Source organism: Pseudomonas sp. S06B 330 (assembly GCF_002845275.2).
GTDB lineage: Bacteria > Pseudomonadota > Gammaproteobacteria > Pseudomonadales > Pseudomonadaceae > Aquipseudomonas.
This window is the reverse complement of sequence record NZ_CP088149.1, coordinates 5,438,692-5,459,669: the sequence shown is the minus strand read 5'-3', so window position 1 is coordinate 5,459,669 and position 20,978 is coordinate 5,438,692. Positions and strand designations below refer to the sequence as shown.

The window sequence follows — 20,978 nt, the reverse complement described above, 5'->3', positions numbered from 1 at the left end:
TGGCCGTTGTCGTCCAGTCAGGCCGGTTTACCTGGTGCCTGGTCGTTGGGCTTGCTGCTGTCAGGCACGCCTGGCAATACGGTTCTGTCCAGATTCTCGACCGGGACCATCTTGTACTCCTGACCCTGCATGTTCTTCAGGTAGACCTCCATCTGCCGGAAGGAGATGTTGATCTTCTGCTTCTTGAATTCCTTGTTGATGAAGCGGTTGATCTCATCGAGCACTGGGTTGCGGTCGCCCAGGTCACGCACGTGCATGCGCAACTCGTGGTCCAGGGTGCTTTCGCCGAAGTTCAGGAAGTACACAATCGGCTCAGGCTCCTTGAGCACCCGCGGGTTCTCGTGAGCAGCCTTGAGCAGCAGTTCGCGCACCAGGTCCAGGTCCGAGCCATAGTCGACACCAAGCTTGAGGGTCACGCGAGTGATGGTGTCGGTTAGCGACCAGTTGATCAGTTGCCCGGTGATGAAGGTCTTGTTCGGGACAATGATGTCCTTGCGGTCGAAATCGGTAATGGTCGTGGCACGGATACGGATCTTGCTCACCGTACCGGACAGGTTGCCAATGGTGATGGTGTCGCCGATACGCACTGGGCGCTCGAACAGGATCATGATGCCGGAGATGAAGTTGGCGAAAATCTCCTGCATGCCAAAGCCCAGGCCCACCGACAGTGCGGCCACCAGCCATTGCAGTTTGTCCCAGCTGACGCCGAGGGCCGAGAGGGTCGAGACAAAACCGACCCCGGCAATCACATAGGACAGCAAGGTAGTGGTGGCGTAGGCGCTGCCCTGGGCCAGGTTCAGGCGTGACAGCACCAGCACTTCCAGCAGGCCCGGCAAGTTACCGGCCAGGGCGATGGTGATACCGATGATCACCAGAGCGCCGAGCATGTCACTGAGGCTGATCGGGACCATACTCATGGTCGCGCCGGTGCCGCTGGTGTATTCATACAGGGTGATGTTGTCGAGGTAGGCGACCACGCTGATCAGGTCAGACCAAACCCAGTACAAGGCGGCGATAAAGCCACCGAGCAGCGCCAGGCGGATCAGGCGCAGCGACTGCTGGTTGACCTGTTCGATGTCCAGGGTTGGCTCTTCAATGATGACTTCGCCATCGAGGCCTTCCTTGGTGGTCTGCTGGCGTTTGCTCAGTGCGCGCTGGTAAGCCAGGCGTCGGGCTGCAACGGCCAGGCCACGGACGAAGGCCGCCTCAATCACCAGCCAGAACATCAGCAGATAGAGGGTGTCGATCAAGCGGTCGGTAAGCTTCAGTGCGGTGTAGTAGTAGCCGAAGCACACGGCGATGAACAAGGCGATTGGCAGGGCGGTGAAGGCCACCCCCACCGCTTGGCGGAACAATGAGGTATTGCTGTGCGCCGGGCTGCTGAGCAGTAGGCGGCTGAGCAGCCAAGCCATCAAGGCGTAACAGGTCAGGACCACGCCGATACCCAGCACATCTTCTGCCAGTGCCGACGGCTGGTGTTCAGCGACGGCTACCACGCCGACCAACGCCAACACCACGGTGCCGAGGCGGCGAATCCAGCCGCGCAGGAATTCGACCTGGGGGCGCTCCCAGCGGAAGTGCAACTCGGCCACGCCACCCGGTGCCAGAATCCGGTAGGCGGTATAGAACACCAGCCAGGCCTGAGCGATTTGCAGCAGCGCGGCGCCGAGGTTGGCGTTCTGGCCACGGGCGTCGATCTGCAGGGCCAGGCCGCACAAGGCCAGGCCCAGGCTCACGGGCATGGCCAGGAGGATGTTGACCAGAATGGCCTGTGGTGTGTGCCACTGGCTGTCACGTTTGAAGTGGCCGACGTCCTGGTGAACCTTGCTCAGCCGGGCGTACAGGTATTTGCGCCGCCAGAGCAGGGCACCAATCAACAGCAGCAGCGGCAGGAACAGCAGCGGACGCTGTGTCAGGCCATCGCCCAGCTCCTTCAGGCCAGATCCCCACGGCAGGCTGACGACTTGTTTCTGCAGGCGCTCGGGGACGCTGCGCAACCATTCGAAATCCAGTGGCTTGTTGCTTGGGATCCAGAACATCTGTTCATCGAGTGTGGTGCGCAGGTTCTGGGAAGTGCTGAGCAGTTGCTTCTGGTTCAGTTGCAGAGTGATGGATTCGTTAAGCAGCGCGCTCAGTTCGCGGTTCAGGCGCTCAAGCAGATCGCTGCGGGTGATCGCTACCTCCAGAAGGGCCTTGCGTAGTTGTGGTGTGACGTCTTCCTGCGGCTGGTTGGCCAGTAGTTTGTCAACGTAGCTGCTCGGGCTGCTGATTTGTTCACGCTGTTGATTGATTTCGAATTGATACAGACGGATATCAGCAATCTGGTCGGCCAGGTCGCGATCAACTTTCAGGTGCGGCAGGGCCTGCTTCTGCTTATAGAGGATCTTGGACAACAGCAGGCTGCCCTTGAGCACGCTGATTTGCTCGTCCAGGGCTTGATCGGCCTGAGTGAGGCTGTCGAGTTGCTGTTTGGTCTTGAGGTTTTGCTGGGTCAGCTCGTTGAGGCGGTCAGTGCTGCGCAGTAGATAGTCGGAGAGTTTAAGGTTGGCCGCACTTTCGGTGGCCAGTAGCGTACTCCCACCGGCCTTCTGCGCTTCCAGCGATTGCTCGGTGACGGTTTGCTGCGACTGGGCCAAGCGTTTTTGGTTAATCAGGGTCTGCAGGTCCTGAATTTCCTGCTCCATGCGCGTAACGCGCTCGATCAGCAGGTCATGCTGGCTGTTGCCCAGGTCTTGGAGCAGGCTGTTGCCGGCCAGTTCCTGACGGCGCAGCAGGGTCAAGGCATTGAGGGAGGCCAGTTCGGCATTGAGCTTGTTGCGCTGGTCAGCCGTCAGCGATTTGCCCGCCTCCTTACCCGCCTTGAGGCTGTTGTTGATCTGTAGGGCGCGGGTCTGGTTGGCGCTGATTTCGGCTTGGGCCCGTTCCGGGCGGGTTTGCGAGGTGATGGTCAGGCTGTTGGCTTCTGACAGGGCTTTTTGCAGTTCGCCTTGCTCGGTGGTGCGCTCGGCCAACAGTTGTTCAAGCTGCGGTACGCTCAGCGCGGCATAGCGCTGGGTTACAGGGATCACTTTGCTGGCATTGAGCTTGGCCAGCTCTCGCTGGTTTTCGCTGGTCTGGCGCGGCGCATCATTGAGTTGCTTCTTCAGCGCGGCGAGCTTCTTCTCACTGTCTTCTTTGTCACCAAGGAAGGTCAGCGTCTGTTCGAGCACCTGCTGCAGCGCTTTCTGCTCGGCTTCGGGCAATTTGCGCTCGGCAATCTTGTCCAGGCTGGACTGAACTGACGCGCTGGTAGGCGGTTCGGCCGCATCGGCGAAGGAGAGGGACAGGCACAGCCCGAGCAGGGCTGCGCAAACATAAGTGCGCAGAGACATAGGCAGAAAATTCATGCAACCAGAGGCGAAGTTCGGAGTTTAAAGGAACAATCCGGGGCCGGGTCGAGTTCCTTCGGGGAATTTGACGCCCACTTTGAGGATCTTGTTCCCTTCCATCACGGCTACCGTCCACAGTGTGTTGTTCCATTCGATCTGGTCACCGACCACCGGTGCGCCGCCAACCTTCTGCGCGATGAAGCGACTGAGTGGCATATGCGGGTCCTGGCCATCGAGTTGCAAACCGTACAACGCCGCTACAGCCCCCAGTTCTGCGTCCCCTTCGAGCACAAAGTCGCCGAAGAAACGCAAATCCAGTCCACGTTGCGGCGCCTGGCTGAACAGCTTGCCGAGGGCCGGCAGGTTGTGTTCGTGACCAATTACACAGAGCAAATCATCGACTTCGAGGGTGGTACTTCCCGACGGATGGAGCAGTTGTTGGCCGCGAAACAGGGCCGCGATACGGGTGCCTTCGGGCATTTTCAGTTCACGCAGGGCTGCGCCGATGCACCATTTTTCGGCACCGAGGCGGTACACGAACAGTTCCCACTCACTGGTGATGTGCACTTCCAGGGCCGAACGCGAAATCGGCGCCGGATCCGGCGGCACTGTCACTTTCAGCAGCTTGGCCATCCACGGCAGGCTGGTGCCTTGTACCAACAGCGAGACCAGGACGATAAAGAACGCCAGGTTGAAGAACAGCTGGGCATCGGGCAGTCCGGCCATCAACGGGAACACGGCGAGAATGATCGGTACCGCGCCGCGCAGGCCCACCCAGGAGATAAAGGCCTTTTCTCGGCCATGGAAGGCTTTGAACGGCAACAGGCTGGCGACCACCGACAGCGGGCGGGCGAAGACGATCATCCACAGCGCCAAGCCCAGGGCAGGCAGGGCGATGGGCAGCAGGTCGTGCGGGGTGACCAACAGGCCGAGGACCAGGAACATGCCGATCTGCGCCAACCAGGCCATGCCATCGAGCATGTGCAAAATACCGTGGCGACTGCGAATCGGCCGGTTGCCCAATACCAGGCCGCACAGGTACACGGCGAGGAAGCCGCTGCCGTGCAGGGCGTTGGTCAGTGAGAACACCACCAGGCCACCGGCGATCACCAGGATCGGGTACAGGCCGCCAGCCAGGTTTATACGATTGACCAATTGCAGCATCAGCCAGCCGCCGCCCAAGCCCATCAAGCCACCAATGCCGAATTCGCGTAGCAGGTGGGCGAGCAAGCTCCAGTGCAGGCCGGTCTGACCGCTGGCGATCATGTCGATCAAGGTGACGGTGAGGAAAACCGCCATTGGGTCGTTACTGCCCGACTCGATTTCCAGCGTGGCAGTAACCCGTTCGTTCAGACCCTTGCCACCGAGCAGCGAGAATACCGCTGCGGCGTCGGTGGAGCCGACGATGGCGCCGATCAGCAGGCCCTGGATCAAACTCAGGTCGAACAGCCAGGCAGCGACCATGCCGGTGAGCCCGGTGGTAATCAACACGCCAACAGTGGCGAGCGACAGCGCCGGCCACAGGGCAACACGGAAACTGGCCACACGCGTGCGCAAACCGCCATCAAGGAGGATTACGGCCAACGCCAGGTTACCCACCAGGTAGGCGGTGGGGTAGTTGTTGAAGATGATGCCGCCACCATCCACACCGGCCAGCATGCCGACCGCGAGAATGATAACCAGAATCGGGATGCCCAGTCGTGAAGACAGTGAGCTGACCAGAATACTTGCACCTACCAGCAATGCGCCGATCAAGAACAGGCTATTGATGGTGGACGCATCCAAAGGCAGTACTCCGGGGAAAAGCGGGAAGGGTGGTGCTGAGCACGCAGGTTACGTGCCAACCGATTCTAACCCGAGGCTGGCGCGGGCTGTAAAGTGTTACCACATCGAGCGCCTTGGTATGGGGTGAAGTAATGCTTCATTTCACCCACTGAAGGCAGTACACCTTGACCACATCCGTCGATATATCCCTTGAACGCATCGCCCAGCGATATGTGAGGCAGTTTCCCGACTTGCATGGCTTGGCTCGCCAGGCCGCAGGTCATGTCCTGCGGGGGCATTTGGGGTATTGGCTCGACCCTGACAGTGTTTATTGGCACGAATTCGAGTCGGCCGCCACCAGCACATTGAGTTACACCGGTTGGTGTCATTCTCAACCGCCACACCGCTCCATGACCCTTACCGAATTGGTGATACAACGCTTTAGCCCTGCCCAGCAAACCTATGCTGACGAGTTATCGGTCTATGGCGGCTTCTACCGAGTCGATGCCAGTCAGTCATCCTATGACGAGCGCAATGAGCTCCGTTTGGCGCCGCAGGCAGTGCTTGAGATGTTCTGGCGGTTGGACTTTGCCGGGAAGTACACGACCCTACTGAAGACGTTTCGCACTGAGCGCGGTGATGATTTCTGCCTGCTGGCACGTGCACGGTTTCTCGCCGCGACGGCCAGCGCCCCCCTTGCAGAAAGTGAGCGGGCTCAGGTGTTGGACGCTACGCTGGCCAGTACTCAGGTTCCGCTGACACTGGAGGCACTGCAGCGTTCGCGCCACAGCGTGCCACCTTCAGGTTGGGGCGTATTGACCATCGCGGGGGTCGCTGCCCGTAGCCTCTTTCTATTGACGCTCAAGACCGGCAGGTACTGCCTGTATCTGGCGGACGAGCGTGGCTCGGTGGTGGTGCTTGAGAACCTACGAGCACTTCAGGCGTGGCTGCAGGATCAGGTCGGCTCGAAGCAAGGTCGTGAGCGCATGATGCTGCACTTTGTCGGTGGCGATGTGCTGGCGCAGGCGCTGCGGCCTCGGTTGAATAAGTACTTCAAGTCGTTGGTTATGAATGCGGATCGCATCCGTATCGGATCGCACGCCATACCCGGTGATTTGTTCGAGCACCTGCGTGACCAGGCCATGGACGAGTTGGTTAGCAATGCCCACGAGCGACTGACCAGCAACGCCGAGCTGCGCAAGGCCGCCTGGTTGTCCGGCTTACAGTCGGCTGCCGTGATCATCGCACCCATGGCGCCCCTCGGCTGGCCGATGGCGTTGACTTCGCTCGGTGTTGGTGTGGGTACCCTGGCGTTGCACCTGGACCGTGCGATCAATGGCAAGTCGGCGTGGCGGGCGGCGGCTTGGTGGGCTGTCGTGTTGGATGTGTTGTTCGTTCTTCTGGATGCCGCATTGATCCGCACCGGTGAATTGTTTTCACAGTCTCGTGTACCGCAACGGGTTGCCGCCCAGGCAGTAACGGTGGGTGACCCCGAGTGGGGGCGATACATGCGTCCGGCGGTGGACGACTTGCTGGCCTTCTCGGATCGTGCGCTTGCTCGCCAGGAGTCGCTGTTGGTCGCCGTGCCCTTGGCCGACGAGCAGGCAGTAGGTGCGGCTGGCGAGTACCTTGATGCATTCAGCGAGCCCCTGGCGGTCTATCGCGATGAACTTGGCTACGGGTCGCCAGCTATCGCTGAGTACAGCCACTCACCTGCGCGGTACAGCAACCTTTGGCGCGGTCTGGCGTTGGAGGATGGTTTGGCGGTCTGCATTGCGCGCAGTCATCGGTTGGCTGAAGCCCTGGATCAGATTGGCGTGCATAACCCGCTGCGGATGTACCGAGCAACGTCGAGCATTCGGGGCACCGGATCCCTGGCCTTTCGTGAGGGGCGCTTGGGGGTGGGTGATGTGCTGGTCAGCACGGAATTTTGTTCGTTCACCGATAACCCTTATGCCCTCTGGGAGTTCTTCAATAACCCGCAGGCGCAGGTCAGCGGCAGGGAGGTGTTCGATGATAGTGCTGTGGTCTATGTGCTGGAGCCGGGGGAAGCGATGCAAGTGACACCAGTTGCGCCGTTCTCCACTCGACCGGATGAAGCGGAGTCGCTAATGATGCCGGGGCGATACCTTCAGGTCGAGCAGGTAAGCGCTGTGCAAGGGGAGCGTTATCGCTTTATGGAGGTGCGACTGAAGGCATTGAGTGGGTCACCAGACAGCGGGGGTGTGCATGATATGCGCACCGGTGAACCGTTCGATCGTGCGGCGTTGGCGCAGCAATTGGGGGGCGCTGGTGATGATTCGCTGATGAGGCGATTTTTCCCGTTGCCGACATGAGTCCGGCCGCAGCAGGCGCCGTGCAACAGTTGTAATTGCGTTGATCCTATCGCCGGCAAGGCCGGCTCCCACAAGGGTGATAATGCCCCAGAAACAGTGGGAGCCAGCCTTGCTGGCAATGGGAGCAGCAGGCGTTTAAGCCTGCTTGACCTCACGCATTGGCTTGCCTTTGACAGGCGCGTCATTGGCGACGTAGTACTTGGCAGTGCTACGCGGCAGCGGCTGACGGCCACGGATCTTGTCGGAGATTTTCTCGGCGATCATGATCGTGGTGGCGTTGAGGTTGCCGGTGATGATGATCGGCATGATCGACGCATCGACCACGCGCAAGCCCTGCATGCCATGTACGCGACCTTGGCCATCGACCACGGCCATATCGTCGGTACCCATCTTGCACGAGCAGGATGGGTGGAACGCGGTTTCGGCATGCTCGCGGATGAACGTGTCGAGTTCTTCGTCAGTCTGCACGTCGGCACCTGGGCTGATCTCGCGACCACGGTATGGGTCCAGTGCCGGCTGGGCCATGATTTCGCGGGTCAGGCGAATGCCGTCACGGAATTCCTGCCAGTCCTGCTCGGTGGCCATGTAGTTGAACAGGATGCTTGGGTGCTGACGTGGGTCTTTGGACTTAGCCTGAATACGACCACGGCTTGGCGAACGCATCGAACCCATGTGCGCCTGGAAACCATGTTCCTGAACGCCATTACTGCCGTTGTAGTTAATTGCAACCGGCAGGAAGTGGTACTGGATGTTCGGCCATTTGAACTCTGGACGAGTACGGATGAAACCACCGGCCTCGAACTGGTTGCTGGCGCCGATACCGGTGCCGTTGAACAGCCACTCGGCACCGATGGCTGGCTGGTTGTACCAAAGCAGCGATGGATACAGGGAAACTGGCTGGGTGCAGGCGTATTGCAGGTACAGCTCAAGGTGGTCCTGCAGGTTTTCACCGACGCCCGGCAGGTCGTGGACCACTGGGATGTCGAGTTTTTTCAGCAGTTCGGCCGGGCCGACGCCAGAACGCTGCAACAATTGCGGCGAAGCAATGGCGCCGCTGCAGACGATGACTTCTTTGCGTGCACGGGCTTCTACGCGCTCTTCGCTGGCGCCGACCAGGTAGGTCACGCCTACGGCCCGCTTGCCTTCGAACAGCACGCGATCGCTCAGGGCGTGAGTGACGATGGTCAGGGTCGAACGCTTTTTGGCAGTGTCCAGGTAACCGCGGGCGGTGCTGGAACGACGGCCTTTAGGCGTCACGGTACGGTCCATCGGACCGAAACCTTCTTGCTGATAACCGTTGAGGTCTTCGGTACGCGGGTAACCGGCTTGCACACCGGCTTCGACCATGGCGTGGAACAGCGGGTTGTTGCCGGCTTTAGGCGTGGTCACGCTGACCGGGCCTTCGCCACCGTGGTAGTCGTTCGGGCCGATATCGCGGGTTTCGGCTTTGCGGAAGTACGGCAGGCAGTCCAGATAAGCCCAGTCTTCGAGGCCTGGTAGCTCTGACCAACCGTCGAAGTCCATGGCGTTGCCACGGATGTAGCACATGCCGTTGATCAGCGACGAGCCACCCAGCCCCTTGCCGCGACCGCATTCCATCCGGCGGCCGTCCATGTGTGGCTCTGGATCGGTCTCGTAGGCCCAGTTGTAGCGACGACCCTGCAGCGGGAAGGCCAGGGCGGCTGGCATCTGGGTGCGGAAGTCCATGCGATAGTCCGGGCCACCGGCTTCGAGCAGCAGGACAGTAACGCCTTCGTCTTCGGTCAGGCGGGTCGCGATGGTGTTACCGGCCGAGCCGGCACCAACGATGATGTAATCGAATTCATGGGACATGTTCTGTTCCCTCATTTTGGCAGTAGGCAGGAAAGCGGGAAGCGCCCGGACCTTGCGGCCCGGGCGCAGCTACAGGGGTGCTTAGAACACCGAGTTGTAGTTGCCCAGCTCGACCTGTACCGACTTGATGCGCGTGTACTGAGCCAGCGAGCTCACGCCGTTTTCACGGCCGACACCGGACTGCTTGTAACCGCCAACCGGCATTTCGGCTGGCGATTCGCCCCAGGCATTGATCCAGCAGATACCGGCTTCGAGCTGGTGAATGATGCGGTGGGCGCGGCTGATGTCGTTGGTGCACACACCTGCAGCCAGGCCGAAGTCGGTGTCGTTGGCACGACGGATAACTTCTTCTTCGCTCTCGTAGGAGAGGATGCTCATCACTGGGCCGAAGATTTCTTCTTTGACGATGGTCATGTCGTCGCGGCAGTCAGTGAATACAGTCGGTGCAACGAAAGCACCCTTGGCGAATTCGCCGTCGGTCAGGCGCTCGCCACCGCACAGAACGCGTGCGCCTTCTTCCTTGCCCTTGGCGATGTAGCCCAGCACGTTTTCCATGTGTGCGAAGCTGACCAGCGGGCCGAAGTTGGTGTTTTCGTCTTCAGGGTTGCCAACACGAATACGGGCAACGCGCTCGGCGATCTTGGCTTCGAAAGCCGCTTTCATCGAGGCCGGAATGAATACGCGAGTGCCGTTGGTGCAGACCTGACCCGAGCTGTAGAAGTTGGCCATCATGGCGATATCGGCGGCGCGATCGAGGTCGGCGTCTTCGCAGATGATCAGCGGCGACTTGCCGCCCAATTCCATGGTGACTTCCTTGAGCGAGGAGCTCGAGGCGCTGGCCATGACTTTCTTACCGGTGTCGGTGCCGCCGGTGAAGGAGACTTTCTCGATACGTGGGTGCTCGGTCAGCCAGGTGCCAACTTCGCGGCCGCTGCCGGTCAGGACGTTGAACACGCCGTCTGGCAGGCCAGCTTCGGTGTAGATTTCGGCCAGTTTCAGGGTGGTCAACGAGGTGACTTCGCTTGGCTTGAAGATCATCGCGTTACCAGCAGCCAGGGCTGGAGCGGATTTCCACAGGGCGATCTGGATCGGGTAGTTCCACGCGCCGATGCCGACGGTGACGCCCAGCGGTTCGCGACGGGTGTAGACAAACGAGCTGTCGCGCAGTGGGATCTGCTCGCCTTCGATCGCTGGGACCAGGCCTGCGTAGTATTCCAGTACGTCAGCACCGGTGACGATGTCGACGTAACGGGTTTCGGAGTAGGACTTACCGGTGTCCAGGGTTTCCAGCGCGGCCAGCTCATCGTTGCGCTCGCGCAGGATGTCGACGGCGCGACGCAGGATGCGCGAACGCTGCATAGCGGTCATGGCGGCCCAGACTTTCTGGCCGCGCTCGGCGCTTTCTACAGCGCGCTCGACGTCTTCTTTGGTTGCACGTTGTACCTGAGCGAGGACTTCGCCGTTAGCCGGGTTGATGGCGTCGAAGGTAGCGTCGCTGGAAGCGTCGACATAACCACCATCAATGTAGAGTTTTTGCAGTTCGAAACGGGCCATAGTGTCCTCGCAAGTGCATTGTGTTTTTGGCTATCCGAGCGACGCTCCTGCCTGTTTGGCAATTGCGGCGCGTAGTGGTTCAGAGGCCTGGGTGTGTGTATCCAGACTCGTCTGCTTCGCCAGTTGTAGATCCATGTATTCGTAAGCGATTTGTTTCGCCTGGTCGGTGTCGAAGGCTTCTCCGGACAGTGCTCCGCGCAGCCACAGACCGTCGATCAACGCTGCCAGTCCACGGGCCGCAGTGCGTGCCTCAGGTAACGGCAGGACGCGGCGGAACTGGCAGCACAGGTTGGAATACAAGCGGTGATCGTTGATCCGCTGCAACCTGTGCAAAGACGGCTGGTGCATGCTGGAGGCCCAAAAGGCCAACCAGGTTTTCATTGCCGGGCCGTTGACCTGACTGGCGTCGAAGTTGCCTTCGATGATCACCTGCAGGTGGGCACGCGGGCTGTGATCCTTGAGCGCCTGCCGATTGGCGACGACGTTCTCGCTCAGCACGCTCATCAAATACTGCATGGTCGCTGCGATCAGGCCGTTTTTGTCCTGAAAGTAGTGACTGATGATGCCATTCGACACACCGGCCAAACGGGCGATCAGCGCAATGCTGGCGTCACCCATGCCGACCTGGTCGATGGCCAGCAATGTGGCTTCGATCAACTGCTGGCGGCGAATGGGTTGCATACCGACCTTGGGCATTTTGCAAATCTCCTCAGGCCTGCGAGCAGTCGACGAGCGGCTGCCTCGGCGAAGGCCAGTCTATTTTGTTTTGATTGAACGTTCAATCAACAAAGAATAAGCTCTGCGACAATCTGTGCCATTGACAGGTTTTTTCTACCGTCAGATGGCTCAAATTGGCACCCCAAAAAGACGTGGAACCCCCGGAATACAAGGTGTTGACGGGCGTAAACGGCGTGTTGAACAGATCTGCCGAGCGGTCAATGACTGCGCGGCGCACCCTCGGAGCGGGGCTATTGGTCTGTTTTTTTCAACGCAATCGATTCGGGATCACGGTTTTTCAAGGTGCTTTTATAACACCTGACGCAGTGGGGCTATTGCACCATTTGCGCAGATATAGGTCGTTTCGTTTCTCTCGCACTGCCCGGAGCCTACGTGCAATGAGTTCTGCCTCCCTTACCAAGACCCCCACCGAGAGGGTCCGGGTCAACAGCGTGGTGTTCATCACCTCTGCGTTGCTGATCCTCGTGTTGACTGCCTTGCTTATCGCTGTACCTGAGAAAGCCGGGGAAGTGCTCAACGTCGCCCAGACCTGGCTGACACGCAGCTTTGGCTGGTATTACATGCTGGTGATCGGCGCCTACCTGGTATTTGTGGTCGTTCTGGCCTTCTCCAGTTTCGGCAAGCTCAAGCTTGGCGGTAAGGACGACAAACCCGACTTCAGCTATGGCGCTTGGGCCGGCATGCTGTTTTCCTCGGGTATCGGCATCTCGCTGCTGTACTTCGGCGCTTCCGAGCCGCTGGATCACTACTTCAACCCGCCAGAAGGCACCTCAGCCAGCGCCGAGGCTGCGCGCCAAGGCCTGCAGCTGACCTTCCTGCACTGGGGCCTACACGGCTGGGCGATCTACGCCTTGGTCGGTCTGGCTGTGGGCTACTTCGCCTACCGTCATAACCAGCCGCTGGCACTGCGCTCGGCGCTGTACCCGCTGATGGGTGAGCGGTGGGTCAAGGGTGGCGCCGGTCACGCGGTGGATATCTTCGGCATGTTCGTGACGCTGCTGGGGCTGGTGACCAATCTAGGTATCGGTTCGATGCAGGTGGCCTCGGGCCTGGAATATCTGTTCGGCATGGACCACAGCAAGACTAACCTGCTGATCGTGATCCTGGTCATGGCCACCGTGGCCACTGTGGCCGCAGTTTCCGGCGTAGAGAACGGCATCCGTCGCCTGTCGAACCTGAACATCATGCTGTTCAGCGGCTTGCTTATCTTCGTCCTGCTGGCAGGTGACACCCTGCACCTGCTTAACGGTTTCGTACAGAACGTCGGCGACTACCTCAACGGTATCGTGCTGAAGACCTTTGATCTCTACGTCTACGAAAACGAGACGGGCAAGTCCGAGCGCTGGCTGGGGCTGTGGACCGTGTTCTACTGGGCCTGGTGGATTTCCTGGGGCCCGTTCGTCGGCATGTTCATCGCCCGTATTTCCAAGGGCCGCACCGTGCGTGAACTGGTTGCCGGCGTCCTGCTGATCCCGCTGGGCTTCACCTTGGCCTGGCTGTCGATCTTTGGTAACACCGCGCTGGATCTGGTGATGAATCATGGCGCCGTGGAGCTGGGCAAGACCGCGCTTGAGCAGCCGTCGATGTCGATCTACCAACTGCTGGAGTTCTTCCCGGCGGCCAAGATTGTCATTGGTGTGGCGGTGTTCGTCGGCTTCGTGCTGTTCCTCACCCCGGCCGACTCTGGCGCGGTGATGATGGCCAACCTTTCATGCAAAGGCGGCCAGGTCGACGAGGACGCGCCGCACTGGATGGTCGTGTTTTGGTCGGTGGTGATCACCCTGGTGACTATCGGTCTGCTGTTCGCCGGCAACTTCGCCGCCATGCAGACCATGGTGGTACTGGCCGGCCTGCCATTTTCGGTGGTGCTGGTGCTGTTCATGTTCGGCCTGTACAAGGCCATGAAGCAGGACAGCCAGGTCGAGCAGGAACAAGCCGAGTTAGCCGCTCGCGGTCGCCGCGGCTTCAGCGAGCGCCTGAGCCAGTTGGACCTGCAACCGACCCAGGCGATGGTCCAACGTTTCATGGACAAGCAGGTTAGCCCGGCATTGAAAGACGCTGCGGTGCAGCTGCAGAACCTGGGCGTTGAAGTGGAGACGCGCGTAGGTCAGTCGCGTTCGACCATGGGCCTGCGGGTGATGATGGAAGAGGGTAACCCTTTCGTCTACGAAGTGAGCCTGGACGGCTACCTGGCCGCGCCAAGCGAGGCTCCGGTTGAAGGTGAAAGTGAAGTGCGACAACGCTTCTACCGCGCCGAGGTGTATCTGCATAACGGTAGCCAGGAATACGATCTGATGGGCTTTACGCCTGACCAGATTACCCGTGATGTTCTTGATCAATTTGAGAGCCATCGCCAACTGCTGGGCCGGGTTTACAGCTAACCGGCACCTGCGGTAACGACAAGGGCCCTGTTCGCGAGAACAGGGCCCTTGTCGTTTCAGGCCACGAAGGCCAGCAATATGTAACACCGGTTTAGGACAGCGGGTGGTTAGCGTGGTGGCTTACCGAAAGTAAGGAGTCTGACCTTCATGAGCCGCCCAACAACGAGCCTTTCGGCTTTGGATTTCAAGCAAGCTGTAGCCTTGCAATTTGCCGACCGTCCTACCCTGCGCCAGGTAGCCGCGCAAAAGATTCTGCAGTTAGTAGTCGAACACTATCCGGTCATCGGCGCCATCCAACCGCCCCTGATCGACGCAGAGCCCCTGCGTCTGATAATTCCCCAATCTGCAAACAGCGGCGTACAACAATCACTGGTGCAGGTCGTGTTGCAGGCAGTGCTAGACGCAAGTGTCCTGAATCTTGAACGTGTTAACGATGGCGTTCATGGTCTGTTCCCCGCAGCACCCCATCGCTTCGAAGGCAGTGGCGATCATGAGTTTTTCGCGATTGAGGGGATGAGCGATGCCTTTAACGCGTTGGTGCTTGAGTTGCCGTACCATTTTCAGCAGGCCCAGGTCGATTATTGGCACGGCGAGTCGAGCTCAGGCGTGAGCCGTGATCGCTGGCTGCAGCAGACCTTGAAGTCGGCGTTGCTGCGCAACCTGTCCCTGCAAGGCCTAGATTCTCAGCAGCAGGAATGTATTCATGGGTTGCTAAAGGGTGGTGCTGAGCGTCCTGCCGTGTTCACCGTGGAGGTGCAGCTGGAAACGGACGGGGAGCCATTTCTGAAAATGCTGCCGAACCTGCTGGTGATCGGTGAGTGGGACGAGCGTACGGTGGTGTTGTGGTGCGCACCTTCGAGTGTGGTGAAGTGTTTCGACTCGCTCGACAGCTTTGCCTCAGCACTTGGCGATGAGTTGGCTGGACAATACCGCTTTGAGTCGATGAGCTGGAACCGCTTCGAGCTGGAGGGTGACGTCCATTCCCAACAAGCCGCGTTGCTGCTCGATGCCATGCTGGGCTCAGTGCAACGGTTGCGCTACTCAACATTGGCAGACGTTGCGAAGCTGGAGCAGGCCTATGCCGCTCTTTGTGACCCCTCGCAATGGTTTATTGAAAACTACTTCGCCGTCATTGATGTGAATGCCGCGCCGCCGCCAGGCTTACTAAAGGCTTCAGCAGGTGACAGCTTCGCCTACCAATGCGCACTGTTCGATCTAGCCCTGACCCAGGCTGAATCGAAGGGTAGGTCAGCGCTCGACAATCTGCTGGATCTGCACAGCTTTGCCAGTCAGTGTTTACGCGAGCAGTTGCTCGCCGATTATCCAGATGAAGCCAACTACCTGCCTGACGACTTGAACCTGACCCTCACGGTCGCCAGGGGGATACCCGGTGGCGCGGGGGCAGGCGTGGGCGGCGGTTCGATAGAAACCAGGACCATGACCCTTACGCAGTTTGCCATCGGCAACCTCAGCTCGCTTCAGGGCGCGACGCTGACAGCGATTGAGCACCGTGAAGGCCAATTGATCATGGCGTGGATGAACATCAACTACGTCAAATCGCTGGTTGAGCAAGTCGATATTGGCGGTCGCTATCCGCATTATGTCGCGCAAAAGCTGGACGACCCCATCAATCGTGAACAGCGCGTTTCATGTTTTGCCCGGGAATGGCGCAGTTCACTACTGTTCAGCGCGCTCGCGGCTAAAGTGGATGGCTCATTAAGCGAGGGCGGTCTGCAGTGTGTAGCGGACTATTGCGCGGGTCGTGTGGACCGGAACGTGCCAGCAATCACCTTGATGCCTCTGGCCTTCAAGCGGGAGCCGACAGCTAGCCAGGCCGACCTGGTGCACGGTATGTATGTGTTTTTTTCCGTGCAACCTACGACGGTGTTGTTGTACCGGCCTCTGTACGCGAAGGCACCGTTGATGGAGTTTCCCAGCCTTGAGGCGATGATGGTCGCGATCCGTCAGACGGGGGCACTTCAGGACAGTATCCTCGACTGGGTGGCACCGGATGCGCGAAGCGTCTACGACTATGGCGGATTTAGCGAGCCGCACCTGGGGCGCCCGATCATCGACACCTCGTTGCTGCCTGAAGCCGTACAGCCGGCGAGCCTTGCGCTGCAATTCTGGGGCTTGAACGTCGATGCGAAAATGTACAGTGCCAACCGCGATCTGTTGGTCGAGTTGGCTGACCGTCAGTCGGTTTCCAATACGGAGAGCCGCTGGGCGCTGCTTACCGAAGGTGCCTGGTTGCTGTTTGACGTGGCCACCTTACTGGTGCGTGGCCCTGTGGCTACCGTGGCATGGTTGGTGCAGGCCATCCGTGGAGTACAAAGCGATTTTTCGGCGCTCACTCAGGGCAACCACTTCGAAAAGTCTTTAGCGGTTGTCGACTTGATCCTGAATCTAGGCATGGCCCTGTTCCATGTCCATTTGCCCCGGCGGGAGTTGCCGGTGTTTGTGCGTTTGCCAGAAGCTTCTGATCTGGACGGCCCGACGCGACAGGGCCCAGGTTATGACCCTGTGGCGCTTACGCCGACGCAGGGCAAAGTAGGCTTGCCTGGTGCACTCAGCGAGCAAAGAGCCACGCAGCTGGATTTCACCTGGCGTGGTGGGAATGGATTAAACATGCTTGCACCCGTGCAGCGTGAAACGTTGCTGGCCATGCGTAGCGCTGTACCGTTGAACGGTCTCAAACCTTTGGGCTCAGGCTCTGCTCGTGGCCTCTATCTGGTGGAGGGTCGTTATTACGTGGCCCTCGCTGGCGATACTTATGCGGTTCAACGTTCCGCTGAAGGTGTGCGTGTGGTCGATGGTCAAGGTCATCCCGGACCATGGTTGTCGTTCGAGTGGGATGGCTGGCGCGTCGATGGCGGGTTGCGCTTACGTGGAGGGATGCCTAAAAGCCGCCGGCAAATCCAGGAGGAGGCGAACCGTAAGCAACTTGAAGAAAATCGAGAGCGAGAGGCGGGGCTGGCCCAGCGTCATAACGAGCTCGCTCAGCAATTCAACAAGCTCAAGGCGTTCTTGACGGCGAAAGACGCACAAATTGAGGCGTTGGAAAATGAGGTTGAGCAGGATGACCTGAAAACGGCGGAGCTCGCTGGCCTCAAGAGCTTGCGCAAGTTGACCAATTTGAAAGTGGTGTACGCACTAAAGCCGCTCATCGAAAACAGTTTTACGCATGACAAGGTCGCATCTGACATTGCGAAAATGAGTCGGCTTGAACCAATTCTTGCCGATGTGATCGGCGAACAGCGCAGTTCCATCCGTCAGGAACTCATTGATAACTGTTCGGTTTTCTACAACGAGCTGGCGACGATCATCAATAACGAAGGCGTGGACAAACTGGCGGAAGCCGTTGCCATCCGTCCGGAGTCTGAGGCCGAGGTTGAGCAATACAGACATTTTCTCGTCTCGCTGGAGAAGGTTGTTGGATGGGAAACCGACCTTGTCGAGCTGTCTCGCACGTTCGATTTGTTGCTGGAAGACACGCTCAAAGACAACTCAATTGTTTTCAAAGACGAAGCCGGCACGAAGGCCAATAAGAACCGGGAGGTGGGGGAGATCATTGCGCGGCGTCGAGAGACCGCCGTTGACCTGGACGTGCGTTTGCTCCTCGATCTTGCAGAGTTGAGCCTTGATCGTCTGGCTAGCGTCGATGCTTCTGTTCTGGAGCAGTATCACAATTATCTGGCGGGTGAGAGCTTGACCAGTGCGGGCACCGCCCACGGCGATCTTGCCGGTAGTGGACTGGCGCTGGCAGAACAGATCGAGGTGCTCAACGGTATTGTCGAAGCGTATGACGAGACGTTAGTGCTGGTTGACTACCTCCACACGCTCGGTGGTGCAGCCATCAAGTCAGACAAGCTGCAGTTATACAAGGCTGAGTTGAGCAGTTTGAAAAATGCAGCGGTCTCTGAATTGTCGCAAGCGGTGCGAGAGCAGGAACTGGAAATGCCACGCTTGCCCAGACCTTCCCTGTACGCCGCAAGAGGCGGCAAGCGGCGATTGGTACGGACACAGCGCGGTCGAAGCGTGCTGGCGGAGGAATTTGAGGTTGATGGCGTTGCGGTTGTCCAGCAGCGTGAGAGCCGTACCGGCAGAGTATTGAAGCAATTCCATCAGCAAGGCAACGAATGGGTGGAAGCCGTTTCCCCACCCGTCGAGGAGGTTGAGCCGCCCGTCGCTTCGAAAAATCCCGCTGCTGACAGAAGCCGTGCGCGTACCTTGATCGGTGAAGTTGACGCTGTTATCACGCTGGCTCATCAGTACAGTCCGGACCAGCCACTGGGGTTGTCTTCGGTGATTGAGGGGCACACGGAGAAAATGCACGAGACCCTGGCGTCGTTGTCGCTATCTTCGCCCGACGATGAGCTCAGCGAGGAGCTGGATAGCAATATCCGGCGCCTGAGTAATGCCCGACGCGACATGCTGATCAGTCTCTACCTGAACACCAAGCATCCAACGGCGAACAGCCTGCGCTTTCTGCATCAGGAGCGGCGAATAACCATTGAGTCAGCGGTGCGCCGGAAGGCCTTGTCAGCCAGCGATTTTCTCGACGTTTATGAGGTCCGCAGGCTTGCTGAGCACGGGCAGGCAAAAGGCGATGGTTTATGGGAAGCGCATTTCCATTACCCGAGTATCGATACCCCGGCGCGGCAATTCAGCAAAGGCCACCTGAAGGTCTGGTGGCAGCGCAAGTTGGGTCGAGAAGCGCAACTACGCGCTGCGGGTGCTGGCAAAGAGCTTCTGGAGATTTATCGCAGTGAGCTGCGTCTGCCGGATGTTGAGGGGATCATTCCCTTTGACTGAAACACTCAGCGGTTGGTGTAGCGGCCATGGCTGCCATGGGCAGGCATGGCCTGGTTGCTGCGTTCGGCAATCATCTGCTCAATGCTGATCAATTCGATGCCCTGGCGTTTGAGCCGGGGCATTTCACGTTCCAGCACATCAAGCGTCTGTGGGTAGGGGTGTCCGATCAGTACCGCCGATCCCTGTTTGCGTGCCAGTTCGATGCCGAGTTGCAACTGCGCGGTAATCGCTTCGGGTGTACGCACGTCATCAAGAAATACATCCCGCGAGACATGTGCCAGGTTCAACACTTGAGCCTTGGCCGCCGCCACAGTGGCAGCGCTGGTGCGGCTGTCGACGAAGAACAGGTGACGACGCTGCAGCTCGGCCATCAACCAGGCCATCGGCTCGGCTTGCGAGGTCATGCGGCTGCCCATGTGATTGTTGATACCGGCAGCGTAAGGCACTTTGGCCAGCGCGGCGTCCAGACGCTGAGCGAGTTCCGGCACTGGGGTGCCGGGATGCCAAGCGTAGGGGCCGGTAGCCGGATCCATAGGCATGTGCAGGATGACCGTCTTGCCGGCCTGATGGGCCTGGCGGGCAAACGTACTGGCATGCGGGGTATCAGGCATGATCGCCATGGTTACCGGGCCGGGCAGGGCCAAGGTACGGCTATCACGCGCGCTGCTCTGGCCCAGGTCGTCGATGATTACGCTCATGTACGCCTTGCCCGGTTGGGTGGGTGCCGCGAATGCGGCGCCGCTCAACAGGTACAGCAGGGTACATAACAGGTAACGCATGCAGAGGGTCACTTGCTGTGGGTGATGCTCAAGCCCTTGAGCAGGCTGAGGGCCTGGCTGAGCTGGAAGTCATTGTCCTGAGGGCGCTCCTTGCGTTTGGCACCGCTGGATGGACGGTCTGCGCCGCCATTGCCGTTACCTAAATGGCCTTGCAGGTCGGCTTCCTTGAAGTTGTCGTTGTCGGCCTCAGCCGTCAGTTTGGCCGGGCGTACTTCGATATCCGGCACGATGCCCTGGGCCTGGATCGAGCGACCGTTGGGGGTGTAGTACAGCGCGGTGGTGATCTTCAGCGCACGATCGTTGTTCAACGGCAGCACGGTTTGTACCGAACCTTTACCGAAGCTGTCGGTACCCATCAGCACGCCACGTTTCTGGTCCTGCAGAGCACCGGCGACAATCTCCGACGCCGAGGCACTGCCGCCGTTGATCAACACCACCAATGGCACGCCTTCGCTGGCGTCGGCCGGGTCGGCGGAGAAGCGCAGTTCGGAGTTGGCAATGCGGCCCTTGGTGTAAACGATCAGGCCTTTGGTCAGGAAGTGGTCAGCCACTTCGACCGCCGACTGCAATACGCCACCAGGGTTGTTGCGCAGGTCCAGGATCAGGCCACGCAACTTTTTGCCGTTGTCTTTGCGCAGCTTGGCCAGAGCCTTGCCGACTTCTTCGCCAGTCTTGACCTGGAATTGGGTGATTCGGATGTAGCCGTAGCCGTCCTCAAGCAGTTGGCTCTTGACGCTTTTGACCTGAATGACCGCACGGGCCAGGGTCACGTCGAAAGGCGTGCCGCCGTCGCGTACCAGAGTCAGGGTGATCTTCTCGCCAATCTTGCCGCGCATTTTGTCGACCGCTTCGGTCATGGTCTGGCCACGGGTCGGCTGGCCGTTGATCTTGACGATCAGGTCACCAGCCTCGATCCCCGCACGTGAGGCCGGGGTGTCATCGATCGGCGATACCACCTTGACGATGCCATCCTCCATACCGACTTCGATACCCAGGCCACCGAACTCGCCGCTGGTGCTTTCCTGCAGCTCCTGGAAATCTTCCGGGCCCAGGTAGGCCGAATGCGGGTCGAGGTTGCTGAGCATGCCCTTGATGGCATTCTCCAGCAGGGTCTTGTCGTCTACAGGTTCCACATAGGCTGCCTTGATCCGGTCCATGACCTCGGCGAAGGTGCGCAGCTCTTCGAGCGGCAGTGGCGCCTTGGCAGAAGCCGCTGATACCGTCGTGGCCGGCACCGCAGTGGGCTTGGCAGGCTCGGCCGCAAGGGCCAGTGGCGCGCCGAGGACCAAAGCGATGGTCAGGGCCAGCGAGGTGAGGCGAGGCGTATGCAGCATGTCGAACGAACTCCTGATCCTGGTAGCGCTCCGGCTGGAGCCTCGGCAAGACGCGATATCACGTTATACCGTCAAA

Annotated in this window: 10 protein-coding genes; 3 read left to right on the top strand and 7 right to left on the bottom strand. The window is 59.4% G+C overall.

All coding sequences use genetic code 11. From position 1 onward, the window contains the following. Positions 1-17: 17 nt before the first annotated feature. Together mscK and CX511_RS24535 are read right to left on the bottom strand one after the other, a co-directional pair. A complete protein-coding gene (gene mscK / locus CX511_RS24540) occupies positions 18-3,371 on the bottom strand; it encodes a mechanosensitive channel MscK (RefSeq protein ID WP_101293758.1) in 3,354 nt (1,117 codons plus the stop codon). A 39-nt stretch (positions 3,372-3,410) separates the two neighbouring features. Beyond that, positions 3,411-5,153 carry a potassium/proton antiporter gene (locus CX511_RS24535; protein WP_045181771.1) on the bottom strand — a complete coding sequence of 581 codons (1,743 nt, stop codon included), beginning with the start codon at positions 5,151-5,153 and terminating at the stop codon, positions 3,411-3,413. Between the two features lie 164 nt (positions 5,154-5,317). On the opposite strand from CX511_RS24535, the gene CX511_RS24530 reads away from it, so the two are divergent. Beyond that, a complete protein-coding gene (locus tag CX511_RS24530; RefSeq protein ID WP_101293759.1) occupies positions 5,318-7,468 on the top strand; it encodes a dermonecrotic toxin domain-containing protein in 2,151 nt (716 codons plus the stop codon). Positions 7,469-7,603: 135 nt separating this feature from the next. On the opposite strand, the gene betA is transcribed toward CX511_RS24530, so the two are convergent. The 3 genes from betA to betI form a co-directional block, all read right to left on the bottom strand. After that, complete coding sequence (gene betA, locus CX511_RS24525; RefSeq protein ID WP_045181777.1) at positions 7,604-9,301, bottom strand: choline dehydrogenase; 1,698 nt, start codon at positions 9,299-9,301, stop codon at positions 7,604-7,606. An 81-nt stretch (positions 9,302-9,382) separates the two neighbouring features. Continuing rightward, entirely contained in the window at positions 9,383-10,855 is a 1,473-nt protein-coding gene (gene betB / locus CX511_RS24520; protein ID WP_045181780.1) for a betaine-aldehyde dehydrogenase, read from the bottom strand. Positions 10,856-10,885: 30 nt separating this feature from the next. Next, positions 10,886-11,551, bottom strand: coding sequence for a transcriptional regulator BetI (gene betI / locus CX511_RS24515; RefSeq protein WP_045181783.1), 666 nt, complete (start codon positions 11,549-11,551; stop codon positions 10,886-10,888). 419 nt (positions 11,552-11,970) lie between these two features. Here betI and CX511_RS24510 point away from each other — a divergent pair, with 419 nt between their 5' ends. Then, entirely contained in the window at positions 11,971-13,974 is a 2,004-nt protein-coding gene (locus tag CX511_RS24510; RefSeq protein ID WP_045181786.1) for a BCCT family transporter, read from the top strand. Positions 13,975-14,121: 147 nt separating this feature from the next. After that, on the top strand, positions 14,122-18,789 hold the full coding sequence (locus tag CX511_RS24505; protein ID WP_101293760.1) for a dermonecrotic toxin domain-containing protein: 4,668 nt from the start codon (positions 14,122-14,124) through the stop codon (positions 18,787-18,789). A gap of 5 nt (positions 18,790-18,794) precedes the next feature. On the opposite strand, the gene CX511_RS24500 is transcribed toward CX511_RS24505, so the two are convergent. Both CX511_RS24500 and CX511_RS24495 read right to left on the bottom strand, forming a co-directional pair. Continuing rightward, a complete protein-coding gene (locus CX511_RS24500; protein WP_101293761.1) occupies positions 18,795-19,568 on the bottom strand; it encodes a divergent polysaccharide deacetylase family protein in 774 nt (257 codons plus the stop codon). A gap of 8 nt (positions 19,569-19,576) precedes the next feature. After that, positions 19,577-20,902: a S41 family peptidase gene (locus tag CX511_RS24495; RefSeq protein ID WP_101293762.1), complete on the bottom strand. Its 1,326-nt coding sequence runs from the start codon at positions 20,900-20,902 to the stop codon at positions 19,577-19,579. Positions 20,903-20,978 lie beyond the last annotated feature (76 nt).

What these genes read in the sequence shown, in the direction of transcription:
- mscK (WP_101293758.1), bottom strand. Translation starts at nt 3,371, where the DNA reads ATGTCTCTGCGCACTTATGTTTGCGCAGCCCTGCTCGGGCTGTGCCTG.
- betA (WP_045181777.1), bottom strand. Translation starts at nt 9,301, where the DNA reads ATGTCCCATGAATTCGATTACATCATCGTTGGTGCCGGCTCGGCCGGT.
- betB (WP_045181780.1), bottom strand. Translation starts at nt 10,855, where the DNA reads ATGGCCCGTTTCGAACTGCAAAAACTCTACATTGATGGTGGTTATGTC.
- betI (WP_045181783.1), bottom strand. Translation starts at nt 11,551, where the DNA reads ATGCCCAAGGTCGGTATGCAACCCATTCGCCGCCAGCAGTTGATCGAA.
- CX511_RS24510 (WP_045181786.1), top strand. Translation starts at nt 11,971, where the DNA reads ATGAGTTCTGCCTCCCTTACCAAGACCCCCACCGAGAGGGTCCGGGTC.
- CX511_RS24505 (WP_101293760.1), top strand. Translation starts at nt 14,122, where the DNA reads ATGAGCCGCCCAACAACGAGCCTTTCGGCTTTGGATTTCAAGCAAGCT.
- CX511_RS24500 (WP_101293761.1), bottom strand. Translation starts at nt 19,568, where the DNA reads ATGCGTTACCTGTTATGTACCCTGCTGTACCTGTTGAGCGGCGCCGCA.
- CX511_RS24495 (WP_101293762.1), bottom strand. Translation starts at nt 20,902, where the DNA reads ATGCTGCATACGCCTCGCCTCACCTCGCTGGCCCTGACCATCGCTTTG.